The 16,311-nt window shown below is 45.9% G+C and carries 13 protein-coding genes and 5 tRNA genes; 2 read left to right on the top strand and 16 right to left on the bottom strand.

Annotated elements, in window-relative coordinates:
• Window positions 1-14 precede the first annotated feature (14 nt).
• Entirely contained in the window at window positions 15-1,589 is a 1,575-nt protein-coding gene (gene rmuC / locus HQQ92_RS10105; protein ID WP_173245045.1) for a DNA recombination protein RmuC, read from the bottom strand.
• Between the two features lie 253 nt (window positions 1,590-1,842).
• Here rmuC and msrP point away from each other — a divergent pair, with 253 nt between their 5' ends.
• Complete coding sequence (msrP, locus tag HQQ92_RS10100; protein WP_173245042.1) at window positions 1,843-2,877, top strand: protein-methionine-sulfoxide reductase catalytic subunit MsrP; 1,035 nt, start codon at window positions 1,843-1,845, stop codon at window positions 2,875-2,877.
• A 46-nt stretch (window positions 2,878-2,923) separates the two neighbouring features.
• Window positions 2,924-3,586: a protein-methionine-sulfoxide reductase heme-binding subunit MsrQ gene (gene msrQ, locus HQQ92_RS10095; protein ID WP_105252441.1), complete on the top strand. Its 663-nt coding sequence runs from the start codon at window positions 2,924-2,926 to the stop codon at window positions 3,584-3,586.
• 158 nt (window positions 3,587-3,744) lie between these two features.
• Here msrQ and gloA read toward each other — a convergent pair whose 3' ends face one another.
• The 15 genes from gloA to HQQ92_RS10020 form a co-directional block, all read right to left on the bottom strand.
• On the bottom strand, window positions 3,745-4,155 hold the full coding sequence (gene gloA, locus HQQ92_RS10090; RefSeq protein ID WP_006087315.1) for a lactoylglutathione lyase: 411 nt from the start codon (window positions 4,153-4,155) through the stop codon (window positions 3,745-3,747).
• A gap of 491 nt (window positions 4,156-4,646) precedes the next feature.
• The gene (gene nth / locus HQQ92_RS10085) at window positions 4,647-5,288 is read right to left on the bottom strand and encodes an endonuclease III (protein ID WP_168825144.1); all 642 of its coding nucleotides are present in this window, start codon (window positions 5,286-5,288) and stop codon (window positions 4,647-4,649) included.
• Between the two features lie 192 nt (window positions 5,289-5,480).
• Window positions 5,481-6,179 (bottom strand): electron transport complex subunit E, encoded by a 699-nt coding sequence (locus HQQ92_RS10080; RefSeq protein WP_028760019.1) that lies wholly within the window; start codon window positions 6,177-6,179, stop codon window positions 5,481-5,483.
• A complete protein-coding gene (gene rsxG, locus HQQ92_RS10075) occupies window positions 6,172-6,810 on the bottom strand; it encodes an electron transport complex subunit RsxG (protein WP_131524983.1) in 639 nt (212 codons plus the stop codon). The genes HQQ92_RS10080 and rsxG overlap by 8 nt, the downstream gene beginning before the upstream one ends.
• Before the next feature lie 74 nt (window positions 6,811-6,884).
• Window positions 6,885-7,934: an electron transport complex subunit RsxD gene (rsxD, locus tag HQQ92_RS10070; protein WP_173245038.1), complete on the bottom strand. Its 1,050-nt coding sequence runs from the start codon at window positions 7,932-7,934 to the stop codon at window positions 6,885-6,887.
• A gap of 26 nt (window positions 7,935-7,960) precedes the next feature.
• On the bottom strand, window positions 7,961-10,591 hold the full coding sequence (rsxC, locus tag HQQ92_RS10065; protein ID WP_173245035.1) for an electron transport complex subunit RsxC: 2,631 nt from the start codon (window positions 10,589-10,591) through the stop codon (window positions 7,961-7,963).
• Window positions 10,585-11,199, bottom strand: a complete 615-nt coding sequence (gene rsxB / locus HQQ92_RS10060) for an electron transport complex subunit RsxB (RefSeq protein WP_028760015.1) — start codon at window positions 11,197-11,199, stop codon at window positions 10,585-10,587. The genes rsxC and rsxB overlap by 7 nt, the downstream gene beginning before the upstream one ends.
• A 1-nt stretch (window position 11,200) precedes the next feature.
• The gene (gene rsxA, locus HQQ92_RS10055; protein ID WP_006081543.1) at window positions 11,201-11,779 is read right to left on the bottom strand and encodes an electron transport complex subunit RsxA; all 579 of its coding nucleotides are present in this window, start codon (window positions 11,777-11,779) and stop codon (window positions 11,201-11,203) included.
• Between the two features lie 125 nt (window positions 11,780-11,904).
• Entirely contained in the window at window positions 11,905-13,809 is a 1,905-nt protein-coding gene (locus tag HQQ92_RS10050) for a GGDEF domain-containing protein (protein WP_173245031.1), read from the bottom strand.
• Window positions 13,810-14,020: 211 nt separating this feature from the next.
• Window positions 14,021-14,096, bottom strand: a tRNA-Asn gene (locus HQQ92_RS10045).
• A 50-nt stretch (window positions 14,097-14,146) separates the two neighbouring features.
• Window positions 14,147-14,222 (bottom strand) — tRNA-Asn (locus HQQ92_RS10040).
• A 43-nt stretch (window positions 14,223-14,265) separates the two neighbouring features.
• Window positions 14,266-14,341: transfer RNA gene (locus HQQ92_RS10035), tRNA-Asn, on the bottom strand.
• Between the two features lie 32 nt (window positions 14,342-14,373).
• Window positions 14,374-14,449: transfer RNA gene (locus tag HQQ92_RS10030), tRNA-Asn, on the bottom strand.
• Between the two features lie 57 nt (window positions 14,450-14,506).
• Window positions 14,507-14,582 (bottom strand) — tRNA-Asn (locus tag HQQ92_RS10025).
• Between the two features lie 756 nt (window positions 14,583-15,338).
• Complete coding sequence (locus tag HQQ92_RS10020; RefSeq protein ID WP_063884362.1) at window positions 15,339-16,082, bottom strand: helix-turn-helix transcriptional regulator; 744 nt, start codon at window positions 16,080-16,082, stop codon at window positions 15,339-15,341.
• Window positions 16,083-16,311: the final 229 nt, after the last annotated feature.

The following is a 16,311-nucleotide window of genomic DNA, read 5'->3' as shown; positions in this document are numbered from 1 at the left end:
GTGTTCAATTCTTGTTATCTATCATTGCACTCGACAGGCTCGAGTTCTGTGTCCTTAGGATCGCGGGTATGCGACAGGTTAAGTTCAGCGTCGTCATCCTGAGTGTCGTTATCGTCCTGGGCTTCATTGAGCGCTTTTTCTAGCAGCATTTTATCCAGTTGTTTGCTGGTATCGACCCCGAGCTGCTGCATTAAATGGGCTTGACGCACTAGATTGCCTTTGCCCGATGACAGCTTGTTCATTGCACTGTGATAGGTTTTCTCCGCATTATCTAAGGCGCGGCCGAGTTTTTCCATGTCTTCAATATAACCACATAACTTGTCGTAAATTCGACCAGCTTGTTTTGCAATGGTTTGTGCGTGTTGATTTTGATATTCGTAGCGCCAAATATTGTTAATTGTGCGCAGGGCCACCAACAAATTCGTTGGACTAACGAGCATGATATTTTGCTCAAGGGCAAAATTGACTAGGCTAGGATCATGCTCCAATGCCAGTAGAAATGCCGGTTCGATAGGAATAAACATCAACACATAATCGAGACTCTTAAGCCCGTGCAGATGTTGATAATCCTTTTGACTTAAGCCTTTAATGTGACTGCGAATTGAAATGACATGCTCGTTAATGGCCTGTTGGCGCAGTGCCGGATCTTCACTGTTGAAGTAGCGCTCATAACTGACCAACGACATCTTAGCATCGATGACCACATCTTTATTTTCTGGCAGATGCACAATCACATCCGGCTTAAAGCGTTTACCGCTATCATCCTTGAGATCTTGCTGAGTATGGTACTCATGGCCCTCACGTAGGCCGCTTTCTTGCAGCACGCGATCGAGGATCACTTCACCCCAGTTACCTTGCTGTTTGTTATCGCCCTTGAGCGCCTTGGTCAGGTTGATGGCATCTTGGCTCATCTTCAGATTGAGCTCCCGCAGGTGCTCAAGCTGATGTTTGAGGGCGCTGCGCTCGGATTGTTCGTGGGTGTAGGATTCACGAATTTGCTGTCTGAATCCTTCTAGCTGTTGCTTCAATGGCCCAAGCACGCCTTCGAGTTGGCTGGCATTTTGGTGCTTAAAGTTTTCGCTACGTTCTTCAAAAATACGGTTTGCGAGGTTTTCAAATTGGGTTTGTAAACGCACTTCGGCCGATTCTAAGCTGGCAATTTTATCCTGCAGCGATTCTTGCTGGGCATCGGCCTTGGCTTGAATGGTTTGCTGCATGGCATTGGATTTCGACAGGGCTAATTGGATCTCTAACTGACGGCGCTGGCTATCATTTAATTGCTGCTCTAAGGTGGGAACGCGTTCGGCTAAGGCCTCGGCTTTGCCCAGTTGTTCAATTTTGAGCTCAAGGCGTTGCTGGTATTGACGTAATTGCGCTTCTTTGTCATCGACCAAAATTTGCTGTTGTGCTAAGGATAATTCCGCATCTTCATTTACTTGACGCATTTCTTGCTCAAGTTGGTCTTTGTGTAGTTGCCAGCGTTGGCGGGTGAGTCTTTGATTGAGCAGAGCACCGATCAACAGGCCTAAGAAGGCAATGGCGAGAAGGCCGATGATTTCGGCGACAGAAAAAGATTGAGAAAATGGCATGATCAATAGCACTCCTTTAGCTTTGGCGCTTAGGTTCGCATGCCCCCCAACTGGCTTCAAGCCCTTTAATCAACTATATCTGCGCTTAATGCTTGAATGAGCAAGTCTTATACGTTTAAGGTGAATTTATTCACGGGTGGAAAGTTTTTCTGGCTTTTACCTGTCTATATAAGAGTGAGCGATACAGACGAGCGCCAGAGAAGGTTTTTATCGCAACTCGGTGACTTTAATCATTGGATGGTAGAGGTGTCAATTGGCTAAACATTCCCGTTTTACCCCAGGTATTCTTAAAAAAGCGCAGTGGCACATGCAAGACAACCAAGTGACGCCCGAAGCGGTATTTCGCTCGCGTCGGCAAATTGTAAAAGCCATGGGACTCGGTGCTATCGGTGCCAGCGTGCCCGGTTATGTGCAGGCTGGATTATTCGATCTATTTGGCGATCAACCTAAGTCCTCATTTATCACTACGCCACTGACGTTTCAATCCAATAAGCAGTACGGTGACGCCGATGTGTTAACCCCGTTTGATAAAGTGACGCAGCATAATAATTTCTACGAATTTGGTACGGACAAACAAGATCCCTTCAATAATGCCCAAGGCTTTAAAGTCGATCCTTGGCAACTGCGTATCGAAGGTGAAGTTGAACGGCCCATGACTTTAGATTTTAATGATCTGACTAAAATGTTCCCGCTTGAGGAGCGTAACTATCGCCTGCGCTGCGTTGAAGCTTGGTCTATGGTGATCCCTTGGGTGGGGTTCCCGCTGGCGGCATTATTGAAAAAAGTTGGCGTCACCAGTAAGGGCAAGTATGTCGCCTTCGAAACCGCTTTTGATCCCGAGCAAATGCCGGGGCAGAAGAGCCGATTAATGGGGGGCGGTATTCATTATCCCTATGTTGAAGGCCTCACGATAGCCGAAGCAATGAACGATTTAACCTTAATGTCGGTGGGTTTGTACGGTAAAACCTTGCCACCGCAGAACGGCGCGCCCATTCGCTTAGTGGTGCCGTGGAAATACGGCTTTAAGAGTATTAAATCAATAGTGCGAATTCGCGTCATGGATAAACAACCGCCGACCAGCTGGAATCAGCTTGCCTCACACGAGTATGGATTTTATGCCAACGTTAATCCTGCGGTGGATCATCCGCGCTGGTCGCAGGCCACAGAGCGTCGTATCGGCGAGGGGGGATTGTTTTCAGCAACCCGCATCGATACCCTGCCGTTCAACGGTTACGGCGAGTTTGTGGCTTCACTGTATGACGGTATGGATCTGAGGAAATACTATTGATGATTGGTTTGTTGTTTGGATATTCGCCATTAAGCGGGGACAACCTATGTTGAGATTAACCGCTAAGCACTTGTTTTGGCTAAAGGCGTTATTTCATTTGTTGGGTTTAGTGCCCATCGTCTACCTTGTGCTCACTGTGGTGCTTGGCCGTGCGGGTGGCGATCCCGTGCAGCACATTATTCACTACACAGGCATAGGCGCATTAAATGCGCTAGCGGCGACCTTGCTGATCTCACCGATTGCCAAGTTGACCAAGCAAGGGTTGTTGATGCAGACCCGCCGTTTAGTGGGTTTATATGTGTTTGCCTATGCCACCTTGCATATCTTGGCGTTTTTTAGTTTAGATCTGTTATTTGCTTGGGAATTACTGTTTAGCGAGGTGGTAAAACGGCCGTACATTTTAGTCGGCGCAGTGGCTTATCTTATCGTCACCGCTTTGGCGATAACTTCGTTTAAAGCCTTGATGCGCAAGATGGGACGTCGTTGGCAAACCTTGCATAATGGGGTGTATTTAGTCGCGATATTAGCGCCAATCCATTTTTACTGGTCGGTAAAATCGGAAATCATCGAGCCGAGTCTGTATATCGTAGGTTTTAGTGTGTTGCTGCTGTGGCGCACGCCTTGGTTTAAACGTCATTTCAGCCGTAAAGTGGCGAACAAAACCGAGCGAAAGCTGACACAAGATAAAGCTTCGATAAAGTCGGTTTAGACGCATGGCGCGAGCAGTAAATCACTGGCTTGATTTATGTTTCTTTGTGCCTAATGTGAGATCTAAAGTATAAAAACAAAAATGCCGAATGAAGATCCGGCATTTGTCGCTGAATAAATAGTCTTGCTCAGCTATTTTTCGGGTTCAGTTGGCAGGACTTAACCTAAACCTTGAGTCGCTGATTTCATTTGAATGAACTCAATTTTATAACCGTCTGGATCTTCAACAAACGCAATCTCAGTGGTACCACCTGCGACAGGACCAGGGGCGCGAGTCACTTTGCCACCGGCTGCGGCAATAGCAGCGCAACGGGCGTAGATATCTTCATCGCCAATCGCTAAGTGGCCAAAGCCTGTGCCTAAATCGTATTTGTCAGTGCCCCAGTTATAGGTCAGTTCAACCACGGCTTGGCCTGTGGATTCTTCACCGTAACCCACGAAAGCTAAAGAATATTTGTACTCTGGATTTTCAGAGGTGCGAAGTAGCTTCATGCCGAGCACTTCAGTATAAAAAGCAATACTGCGTTCTAAGTTACCGACGCGGATCATAGTATGTAATAGTTGCGACATAGGTCCTCTCTCTAAATAGATTACGGGGTGGAGTATACCAAAAATCCGTAGATGGACCTCGATAAATGTCAGCCATTGTTTTTACTGCGCTTGACCCAGATTAACGCTTAGGATAGGGAAATGATTGTCTGTAAGAGGAATTTTCAGGATTTAGAAGAGAAAATTGCCGATAAATTGGCTATCGCTCACAAAACACAGATACAAACATGGGTTTTTATCACTGGGTTGATAATAATGTAGCCATACCAACTAGGAGAGTGAATGATGAACACCGAACTTAAAATGGCTTTAGGCACCACAGTTGTTATTGCTTTATTTTTCAGTGCTTTTTTTGTTTCAATGTTTTAACGACTAATACAAGTTTGAGTTAACCCAGTTCCAAGTTAAGCAAAAAAGCCGCTATTGCGGCTTTTTGTTTGTCTGAAATCCAGTCTAATCAATGTGAAAACAACACTGAAACGTCAATTTGCTCCACTCAGTTGATTCGAAGCTTATTCTTCAGGGTATATTTTTTCTTTAAATTCACACAAGTCTTCAATGATACAGCTGCCACAGCGGGGTTTGCGCGCAAGGCAAGTGTAGCGTCCGTGCAGGATAAACCAGTGGTGCACATCGACTTTAAATTCTGCGGGAACCACTTTTAGCATTTTTTCTTCCACTTCAACCACATTCTTACCTGGCGCGAATTTAGTGCGATTGGCGAGGCGAAAAATATGGGTGTCGACGGCGATGGTTGGCCAACCAAACGCAGTGTTTAGTACCACGTTAGCCGTCTTGCGGCCTACGCCGGGCAGAGACTCTAGGGCTTCTCGGTTTTCTGGCACTTCGCCATTGTATTTCTCAATTAAGATCTCACAGGCTTTGATCACATTGATTGCTTTGTTGTTGTATAAGCCTATGGTTTTTATGTATTGCTTTAAACCTTCTACGCCAAGGGCATAAATGCTGTGGGCTGTGTTTGCCACAGGAAAGAGCTTGTCTGTTGCCTTGTTGACGCTCACATCTGTTGCTTGGGCCGATAACGTCACTGCCACTAGCAGTTCGAAGGGACTTGAAAAATTGAGTTCGGTTTCAGGTTTGGGATTGTTATCGCGAAGACGAGTGAGGATCTGGATACGTTTTTCTTGATTCATGTACGATTCCTGCGCTGTGGTGGGATTCAACTCTCAACCGCTCATTATTAATATCCTATTAATTATGATTGATGAGTTTACAACCCACGTTCGCTGATTTTCTTATGCTTTGAGTTTTGCCGCTAATCATGTGCTAGGCACACATTAAACGCGTTAACACGAGCGCCATAATGCCTGTCGTTACTTGAAAGCCTAACCTACCTTAGTGATCCGTGCGCGGGTAACACTCGGCTCTGCGGCGACTTGAGGTTGGCGTTCTTTGACTTTTTTATCGATCACATTTTTCAATGCAATCAATAATCCCATCACGATGAATGCGCCTGGTGGCAGCATAGCAAGGAGAAATGGGGTATCGACTTGCCATAGATGCATGGTTAACGATTTAGCCCATGGGCCGAGCAGTTGATCCGCACCATCAAACAGTGTGCCTTGACCTAAGATTTCCCGCGTTGCGCCCAGCACTGTAAGCACTAAAGTAAAACCAAGGCCCATCATTAGACCATCGAAGGCGGCACTAAACGCATTATTGCGCGAGGCAAAGGCTTCGGCGCGGCCGATGATGATGCAGTTCGTCACAATTAATGGCAGGAAGATCCCAAGGGATAAATACAGGCCGTAGGCATAGGCATTGATGAGCAGTTGCACTGTGGTGACTAGCGCGGCGATGATCATCACAAACACAGGAATACGAATTTCTTTGGGCACATAGTCGCGCACTAGTGACACCAAAATGTTAGAGCCAATCAGCACCAGCATAGTGGCTAGACCAAGGCCAAGGGCGTTAGTGATCGTTGCAGTAACCGCGAGTAGCGGACATAAACCTAACAGTTGCACTAGGCCTGGGTTGTTTTTCCACAGTCCTTGCCACGCAATTTCGCGATAATTAGTCATGGTTGGCCTCACAATTTAGCGGCTGGCTGAAAATTTGTGCTTGGTTAGTGCTGAAATACCATACCGCGTTTTTGACTGCTTTAACATAAGCGCGCGGGGTGATGGTTGCACCGGTAAATTGGTCAAAATCGCCGCCATCTTTTTTAACTAACCATTGCTTATCATCTGCAGAGCCCAGCACTTTACCAACAAACTGAGTGACCCAATCCGATTTACGTAGTTCAATTTTGTCACCCAGCCCAGGGGTTTCTTGGTGGGACAAGGTACGTACGCCTAAGACTTCACCTTGGATATTAATTCCAACAATTAATTTGATATTACCGCTATAGCCATCGGGTGCGATGGCTTCCATGGCGATAGCGACAGGCTTGCCTGCATGGGTAGCAATATAGGCCGGCATTGGACTATCCGTGCCTAATGCTTCTTTGTTTAATAGCAAGGTACACTGAGCGGTAAGCTCGTTATCATGTATTTCATCAGGGATTAATTGTTGCAATACTCGCATCAATTCCTGTTGTTCTTGCTGCTTAATCTTGTCAAAGGTTTGTTGATTGACCGCGGCGACGAGACCCGTGCAAATCAAGGCAAACAGTGCCAATAAAAAACCATTTTTAATCATCGGATTTTTCAACTCTTTTTCCTTAAGCTCTCGTTGCCAGCAGAATGACATTATCTTGTAGCATGACTGTAGTCCGCCCAATGGCCTTAGCTAGCTGAATGACCATAGGTGCGTGGCCGCACATAGTAGTCAATAAAGGGGGCGCAGAGGTTAGCCAATAACACGGCAAAGGCAAAGGCGTCAGGGTAACCGCCTTTAATGCGGATGATGTACACCAACACACCAATTAACGCGCCGAAGATAATGCGACCACGGGGGCTGGTTGCAGCTGTGACGGGATCGGTTGCGATAAAAAATGCCGCTAACATGGTCGCGCCAGAAAACAAATGTAATAGGGGACTGCCTTGGGTATCGGGCGACAGTAAGAAACCGATACTCGATGCGACAAAGAGCCCCAATAACACGCCAGTACTGATGTGCCAACGAATGGCTTTCAGTTTAAGTAATACTAAACCGCCAGCCAGATAAGCCAAATTCACCCAGAACCAACCTACGCCTGTGCTGCCATCAAAGATGGCTTTAGTCAGGCTTTCGGTGGTGGTTAATCCTAGGGATAAATCGGTTTTAAGGGTATCGAGTGGCGTCGCCATTGCGATGCCATCTATCCCTAAACGAAACTGTTCCAAGTTAACGTGGGCGCCAATGTTGAAGATAAGTTGCAAGCTCTCAGATAGGCTAGGCGAATGCAGCGCAACGGTACTCGGTGCTATCCAAGTGGTCATTTGCACTGGGAATGAGATTAACAGCAATACATACGCCGCCATTGCAGGGTTAAACAGGTTATGGCCTAAACCGCCGTAAAGGTGCTTAACGATAACGATCGCAAAGGCGGTGCCCATCACTATCATCCACCAAGGTGCTAGGGGAGGAATGGCGACACCAATCAAGATTGCGGTCAGCATGGCGCTGTTATCGCTAAGGCTGGCTTTGATATCACGATTGCGAAGTTTCATCACCGCGGCCTCACAGCTTAGGGCAACAAGAATCGCAAGCAACACTTGAACCAGCGTGCCCCAGCCAAAAAAGGCGCATTGCACCACAAGGCCCGGCAGTAAACATAAAATCACCCTTTGCATCACAGTTGAGGTATGCAAATTACGTGTGACATGGGGTGATGAGGCTATTTTAAACGCCATTGTGTTCCCTTTTTATCATTCTGTTCTTAATCATTAGCAACATTTGAATCGCTCGAAGCTTCGGTTTGTTGAGCGAGTGCCGCTTTTTTGGCTTTCGCCTTGGCGATGGTCGCAGCAATCCGTGCTTTTTTAAGCTCATCGCCTGATAAGGCTGCCGTTTCAATGGGTTCTGCAATTTGTTCTGCGGATGGTAAAACGGCTTCGGGTTTGGCTGCGACGGCATCAAGGGCCGCTGCTATCGACGGCGATGCCACGTTAGCTTTAGTTTGAATGTCGTCAACGGACTCTATTTCAGACTCAGTTTTAGACTCAGCTGCTGATGCCGCAGCTATTTTCTTCGCTTTAGCACGAGCAACAGCGGCGGCCACTTTGGCCTTTTTAATCGCTTCAGCGTCGTTAACGTCAGTAGCGGCGGCTTCTGTATCATCATTCACATCTGCTTGAACGCTAGCTGCGGAATCAACTGCTGGAGCCGCGGTCTGAGTTAAATCATTGTCAGTATTTGTCTCAACTTGCTGCGCGGCTTTTTTCGCTTTAGCACGGGCAACCGCGGCGGCTACTTTGGCTTTCTTAATCGCTTCTGAATCATTAACGTCACTAACGCTAACATCACTAACGCTAACGTCAGTATTGCTAACTTCAATATCACTAGCGGCGGTTTCTACTTGCAGCGCCGCTTTCTTGGCTTTTGCCCGCGCGACTGCGGCAGCCACTTTGGCCTTTTTATCATCGGCAGCGCTGGCTTCTGGTGTGCTGTCAGCTGTTTCAGCCGTTTCAAGCGGCGTGGTATCGGCTTGCTGAGCCGCCTTTTTAGCTTTGGCGCGAGCAATGGCCGCGGCGACTTTGTCCTTCTGAGATAACGGCGCTTCTTGCGTGATTGCATCTGTTGCTAAGAAGGATTCATCACTGGCATCAACATTCACCACATTGTTTGTATCTGCACCATTTGTATCAGCACCATTGGCATTCACTTGGGCGGCTTTCTTCGCCTTAGCGCGGGCGATGGCTGCGGCAACGGCAGCTTTACCCTTGGGCGCGTCTGTCGTATCAGTGCTTGTTACGTTTGATTGATGATTCAATGATTCTTCAGTCGACAACTCTTCAGTTGCTGATTGTGCTGCTGCAGCTTTTTTCGCGGCGATCCGTGCCATGGCTTCGGCGACGGCATTTTTATCCGTGCCAGTCATAGTTGCTTGTCTGCGCTCTGCGGCTTCTTTGGCCTTAGCTTCACGGGCAAGCTTTTCTTCTTCAAGACGCGCTAAACGGGCATCGAAACGCTGTTTAGCGCGCTCCGCTTGCTGCTTCTCATCGGCGGCTTGTTTAAGTGCAGATTTGGCAATGCGGTAATACTCGACTAAGGGAATATCACTCGGGCAGACGTAACTACAACAACCGCATTCAATACAATCCTTTAGATTGTAGCTGGCAGCTTTGTCATATTCTTCGGCCTTGGCGTGCCAAAAGAGTTGCTGTGGCAATAAGAGTGCAGGGCAGGCATTGGCGCATTCGCCGCAGCGGATACAGGCTTTTTCTTCTGGCGTAGTTCCTATTTCTTGGCTGCTTGGCACCAGAATACAGTTAGTACCTTTTAAAATAGGCACTTGGATATTCGCCAATGCATGGCCCATCATAGGCCCGCCAATAATCACCTTTTGTTCAGGCTCTGGCGTGAACTCAGTCGCAGCCAGCACATGCTCAACAGGTGTGCCTATCGGTAACCAGTAGTTCCCCGGTTTACCGACATTTTTGCCTGTCACAGTCACAACACGCTCAATCAGCGGTTTACCTTGTGTAACCGCTTGATGAATCGCAAAGGCAGTGCCGACGTTATGCACGACGATACCGAGTTTGGCGGGAATAGCGCCCGAGGGTACTTCGCGGCCAGTAATGATTTGAATTAACTGCTTTTCACCACCAGAAGGATATTTTGTCGGAATGACCGTTACCCGAATGCTGTCCGCTGGCAGCCCACATTGCACGACTGCAGCTTGCATGGCTTTTGCCGCTTCTGGTTTATTATCTTCAATGGCGATAACAATGCGTTTTGGCGTTAATAGCCGATGAATAATGCCAATACCAGCGAGGATATCTTGGCTGTATTCGCGCATTAATCTGTCATCGGCGCTGATATAAGGTTCGCACTCGACGCCGTTGATGATGACTAAATCAATTTCACTGACCGGATTAAGCTTAATATGAGTTGGAAACGCCGCGCCGCCCATGCCTGCAATGCCAGCGGCACGGATCTTATCGATCATCTGTTGATGGCTTAAGTCATCAAGCTCATTTTGCACCAGCTCACACCAAGTGTCTTTACCATCGGCCTGGATAACGCAAGTGTTAACCGGCAATGCTGAGGCGTGGTTGCTGGCCCTTGGCTCAATGGCAACGATAGTGCCTGATGTCGGCGCATGCACAGGTAAATGCCAAATGGAGGTACCTTGAGTTAACGGTGTGCCTTTTAATACACTATCGCCGATGTTTACCGCAAGTGTGCAGTTTTCACCGACTTGAGGGATGGGCACTAAGTACGTAGTGGCTAAGGGCAGTTGGCTAATCGGCGTCGCGTTCGAGAGGAATTTGACTTCGGGTGGATGTATACCACCGTGTGAGCGCCAAAGGGTTCCTTTATCTAATTGATCTAATAAAGTTAACACCGCTTTTCCTCTTCTAACTGTGGGTCTTGGTTCTGAATCTCTTTGATGAGAGTGTCTTGGATGAGAGTCACTGGGATGGCATTTAAGCGCCAGTTCCAATTTTTAAGATTTTGGGTGACTGGGATCATATCAATACAATCGACGGGACAAGGCTCAACACAGAGATCGCAACCCGTGCAATCGGTTGTTAGCACAGTATGCATAAGCTTACCTGCACCGATAATCGCATCCACGGGGCAGGCTTGAATACACTTAGTGCAGCCAATACATTCGTCTTCACGTATGTAGGCGACCTTTTTCACTTGAGATTGTGCTTCGGCATTCAGCGGCTCTGGCTCGACGCCCATCAGGGTCGCCAGTTTTTCCATGGTGGCAGTGCCGCCGGGAGGGCATTTGTTGACTTTATCACCGTTGGCAATCGCTTCAGCGTAAGGGCGACAGCCCGGGTAACCACATTGACCACATTGGGTTTGTGGCAGAATCGCTTCGAGTTCATCGACAATCGGATTGCCTTCAACCTTAAATTTAACGGCGGCAAAACCGAGTAATAGTCCAAAGACTAATGCCAATAGGGTCAACAATATGACTGCAATTAAAATTCCGGACATCTTACTTAACCAATCCTGTGAATCCCATAAAGGCGAGGGACATAAGACCTGCGGTGATCATCGCTATGGCGCCGCCTTTGAAAGGTAAGGGGACATCTGCGGCAGCTAAACGTTCGCGCATCGCCGAGAAGAGAATTAACACTAATGAGAAGCCTAATGCAGCACCAAAGCCATAGATAGCCGATTGGATAAAATCGTGCTTCTCGTTAACGTTCAATAGGGCAACACCCAAAACAGCACAGTTAGTTGTGATCAGCGGCAGGTAAATCCCTAAAGCGCGATGCAGTGCAGCACTGGTTTTTTGCACCACCATTTCAGTAAATTGCACCACAACCGCAATCACTAAAATGAAGCTCATGGTTCGCAGGTAGCTCAGATCAAAGGGTAATAATAGATACTGGTTGACGAGGTAACTGAGAATAGAGGCTAACGTCAGTACAAAAGTGGTCGCCATAGACATGCCAATAGCGGACTCCAGTTTACTGGAGACCCCCATGAAAGGACACAAGCCTAAGAATTTCACTAAAACGAAATTGTTGACCAGTACTGTACTGATCAACAAGAGGAGATATTCAGTCATCTCAATACTTTTCTAAACGGATCTTGGCCGTATTATCGACTTTTCCGTTTGCATAAACAACATATAGAATGCAGGGTTAACCATCTTTACTGTAAATTTTGGCGACTAATTAACCCGTTAAAGTATTAAATTTGATCTGTAATCGCCATGGCTTGGGGCTGTGCTATGTAATAGCCTTGCAATCCATCAACTAAGAGTTTTTCGAGGGTGAGTTTTTCTTCTTGGCGTTCGACGCTGGTCGCAATAACCCGAATGCCTATCCGTCTTGCAACATCCACCATCATACGGACGAAGAACTTATTATTGCTGTCTTCATCGATATTCGATGTGTAGCTGCCATCAAGCTTTATGTAGTCTGGACGCACTTCACTGAAGAATTTGAAGGACGTAAAGCTCATGCCAAAACGCTCTATCGACACCCGTGATCCAACGCTATGTATTTCGCGAACGAACTTATAGCTTGCCCCTAAGTTAGACTGCATACCTGACTCATTGATCTCAAATACTAAGCGCGAGGCGATGTATTTTTGCTTGCCTAAAATGTCCTTTAGCCAAGCGACAAACATATCTTGATGCGCAGAAAATGCGCTGATATTGATGCCAAAGTTACCCGAAATGGTCGGGTTTTCCTTAAGCATTCTTAATGCACTGATCACCACCAGTTTATCTAATTCAGAACTCATACCGTGACGTTCTGCCATAGCGATCACTGTGGTGGTGGGTAAGAACTTGCCTTCGCTATTGTAAAAGCGCGCCAACAACTCACGGTAAACCTCTACATCGGTACGACACGGCTGAATTGGCTGTTGGTAGAATTTTAATGCTTGGCGAGTGACTAAATCATTGATCGCCATTTTCCAGCGATCATCGCCAAACTGCTCGTCACCATTGAGTTTTTCTTGGATATGATAGCTATTAGGCCCAAGGGTTTGCGCTATGCTGACTGCGGTATCCGCAATCGTCAGTAAATTAACCGCATCGGTACCTTGGTGATAGGGAACTAAACCGATATGGGCAACAGATTCCGCTTTTGTCATCAGCAAATATTCATCGAGATAAATTTTTAATTGATCTAAAAATTTTGGCGCATCCTTCAGCATGACATCAGGAATAAAGATGGCAAAATCAGCGCTCGATACCCTGAAACATTCTGCATCTGAATACTTACTACAGGCTTTGCGGATACAATTTGCCACCCTTGAAAGATAATCATCCCCCGCTGTTCGCCCTTGTTTTTGATTGATTTGCGCAAGCTCTGTCGCCTTAACCATTGCCATCAGCCCCAATTGAGGAATATCGGGATTACTTATGGTTTCTAATTTTTGGGTAAAGCGCTGGCGACTACCAAAACCCGTCACTGTGTCTTGATAGGCCGCTTTATGCAGCTTTTCATTCTCTTGATTGAGTTTATCGATTTGGGCTTTAAGTTGAAGACGACACTCTTCAAGGGATATTCCAATGGGGTTGAGCTCACCTGTGAGTTTTGATGATGCGACAGCAGAAAACCCTAACTCAGGTATTTTTGAAATATAATCAGCAGCATAACGTATCGCCGCCCTATGTTTTGACATTAACAGAATAAACACTAACAGCAAGATAAGGTAAGCCACCAGTAACATGACACCGAGCTTTTGAGTATGACTAATCGAAGTTTCAATCGCTTGGTTTGCACTGAGTTTGACTTGTAAACGACCGGTTGCCAATTTTTGTGTATGACTGAGCTCGATAGAAAATAAACGGGCTAAAGGATGAGGATGTTGGGTGTCTAAACGACCTTCGGTATAACTCAGTTGGCCATCGGTATCATCAATATATTGGAAAAATTGGAATGGGTAATTTTCAGAAAGCTTTTTGAAGAGTTCGGCGCCATCACCTTGCCATTGTTGGTAGCGGGTTAAACTGGTTTTAAAGCTATCCAGTTCTTGCTGTTGTTGGACTTGTAATTGGCTATTTTCGCTTTGATAAACCCAAGCAAAAAGACCTAAGAAAATAAGCAGTAAAAAAATTGGATATGATTTTGACATGGCCATAAAAATCCGCTCTATTTTTTTGGGTGAGCTCAAACAGGATAAGTTTAAGTCAAGAATACTTAACTGCAGCTATCTGTGTGATGACACTCATAAATTTTTATTAATAAGCTGATAACAGTGTAACTGCATTTGCTTAAAAACAAAACGGAAAATAATAGGGTAACTAGAAGCCAGAAGAGGCAAAGGCACGGGAACAAAATGAAGAATAAATTGGCTCCCCTGACTGGACTTGAACCAGTGACATACGGATTAACAGTCCGCCGTTCTACCGACTGAACTACAGGGGAGTAGAGGGTGCGATATTGCTATCGACTTTACAGAAATAACACTTTTAAAGTGGCTCCCCTGACTGGACTTGAACCAGTGACATACGGATTAACAGTCCGCCGTTCTACCGACTGAACTACAGGGGAATCGAGGTGCGATATTACTATCGACTTTTTAGCTTGCTTAAATTGGCTCCCCTGACTGGACTTGAACCAGTGACATACGGATTAACAGTCCGCCGTTCTACCGACTGAACTACAGGGGAATCATTTTAATGCTTCAGCTTGATAATGTAATTGGCTCCCCTGACTGGACTTGAACCAGTGACATACGGATTAACAGTCCGCCGTTCTACCGACTGAACTACAGGGGAATTGTTTACAACTTATCTTACTGCTTGTTCTAACTCATTTTTATCATGTGCTTAAATTGGCTCCCCTGACTGGACTTGAACCAGTGACATACGGATTAACAGTCCGCCGTTCTACCGACTGAACTACAGGGGAATCGTTTCACACAATCGTAGCGACTCGTTGAGAACGGAGCGCATAGTAAAACGCTCTGTTGGATGAGTCAACTCGAGTTACTAAAAAAAGTGTAATTATGCTGTTAAGTGCTCATCTAATGTGCATCGTGGTGCAGAATTCGACATTTTTCGTGAAAAACCACTTAACAATTCGCAATATAGCCATAATTGAGTCCATCGTTTTTAAGCTGTGATTCTATGAAATTGAAATCATTCGCTAAATAATCGACACTGTTTTTGGTACTTGGTCGAGTACTTAAGACTCAAACCGCTCAAAAAGGATCTCAGGTGGGGTAATGTGAATTTACTCAGTTCTTTATACCGATAGAAAACGTGGGTTATCTTTTTGCCGTTAAAGTCCGTTTTTCTGTTTTAACAAGTTTGCTGTTGTTGATGGAGGTGTTAATTGAGGCTTTATCGAATTAGCGTGAGCAGTTTTTCAAATGAAGTGATGCACTTCACTATCCGTTGTGGCACCAGATGCGCTACCACAGCGCGTGTTAATTACAGTTAGTGAAATTGTAACCAGTCAAATGGATTGACAATAAGTGAGAACAGCCGAGATTAGTTGAAACTAGGCGGGAGGCCTTGGTGTACAAGAGTTGTGCGAGTAGTGAGTTAAGTCGGAAGTGATTCACTAGGATTGATAAAAACAAAGCTGGCGCCAAAATGGTTCGCCAGCTTTGAAAAATAATCACAGTTCATCAAGATTGATAAACTCGGAACTTTTAAAGATTCAATCGAGGTTTTTACCCATCCACACGACTTTGCCAATAATTTGCAGCATTGGCAGTTCACCCGCAGAGACAATCTGAGATTTATACTCCTTGTTGTCACTGAGTATCTCTATGCCGCCATCAAATAGTTTCTGTAAGCGCTTGGCGTAAAGATCGTCGCCCAGACGTAATACGAAGATACAGCCGTCTTCTAGCGTCGTTTTGCTGATATCGACCAGTAAGCTATCTCCGCTGTGTATGGCGGGCTCCATCGAATTGCCTTTGGCATAGACGACTTTAAGATTCTCGGGCTTTAAACTACGGTATTTAAGCCAGTTCTTTCTAAACGGCAGCCGTCTGCGTACACCTGTTTCATCATTAAACGCACCATGCCCAGTGCTTACCACCACGTCATAGCCTTCAATCAAGAAATACTCTTCATTGAATTGGTCTTGGTGGACGTAAACAATACCTTCCTGGGAAATTTCATCGCGTTGGCGATTCGGGTATTTAGGGCCATTGCCAGTTGCAAGCCAACGAATGCTCACGCCAGCCTCTTCTGCTATACGTATTGCTGTATCTAACTTAGGTTCTCCACCTTTGATTAGATTACGTAGGGTACCTTCAGATACGCCAATTTTAATGGCGAACTCTCTAATACTGTTTTTCCCAATAGCTTCCGAAATACGGTCAGCAAGAGTGCCGACTTCAGTTGTGGAAGTCGGATCTAAAGTTGGATCTGAATGTAAGGCTTCCGACTTCATTATTTTCCTCGAACCAAAATCTATTTAACGCTCAAGAGAGCAATAGTTATTACTTAAAAACTACCGAATAAGTAATGGTTTACTGAATATTAAACCGAAACTACATCAATCTTTTGCGCACTAAAATAACTTTAGTGCGTAATTTTCTGCGCAAAAAAGCAAAAAGCTGTTGATTTGTGCCTAACTCGGATCTATATTCGCAATACGTTACGCAGTGCGTAACGTATTG

The sequence above is a fragment of the Shewanella sp. DC2-4 genome (assembly GCF_013248875.1).
Taxonomy (GTDB): domain Bacteria; phylum Pseudomonadota; class Gammaproteobacteria; order Enterobacterales; family Shewanellaceae; genus Shewanella; species Shewanella oncorhynchi.
Note: the sequence above shows the minus strand (reverse complement) of the source record. Positions and strands in the feature narration are given on the sequence as shown.

Excerpts from the sequence above, each read along its gene's own strand:
- nth (WP_168825144.1), bottom strand. The coding sequence starts at position 5,288 with ATGAATCAAGAAAAACGTATCCAGATCCTCACTCGTCTTCGCGATAAC.
- gloA (WP_006087315.1), bottom strand. The coding sequence starts at position 4,155 with ATGTCGCAACTATTACATACTATGATCCGCGTCGGTAACTTAGAACGC.
- HQQ92_RS10050 (WP_173245031.1), bottom strand. The coding sequence starts at position 13,809 with ATGGCCATGTCAAAATCATATCCAATTTTTTTACTGCTTATTTTCTTA.
- rsxD (WP_173245038.1), bottom strand. The coding sequence starts at position 7,934 with ATGGCGTTTAAAATAGCCTCATCACCCCATGTCACACGTAATTTGCAT.
- rsxA (WP_006081543.1), bottom strand. The coding sequence starts at position 11,779 with ATGACTGAATATCTCCTCTTGTTGATCAGTACAGTACTGGTCAACAAT.
- msrQ (WP_105252441.1), top strand. The coding sequence starts at position 2,924 with ATGTTGAGATTAACCGCTAAGCACTTGTTTTGGCTAAAGGCGTTATTT.
- HQQ92_RS10080 (WP_028760019.1), bottom strand. The coding sequence starts at position 6,179 with ATGACTAATTATCGCGAAATTGCGTGGCAAGGACTGTGGAAAAACAAC.
- rmuC (WP_173245045.1), bottom strand. The coding sequence starts at position 1,589 with ATGCCATTTTCTCAATCTTTTTCTGTCGCCGAAATCATCGGCCTTCTC.
- HQQ92_RS10020 (WP_063884362.1), bottom strand. The coding sequence starts at position 16,082 with ATGAAGTCGGAAGCCTTACATTCAGATCCAACTTTAGATCCGACTTCC.
- rsxB (WP_028760015.1), bottom strand. The coding sequence starts at position 11,199 with ATGTCCGGAATTTTAATTGCAGTCATATTGTTGACCCTATTGGCATTA.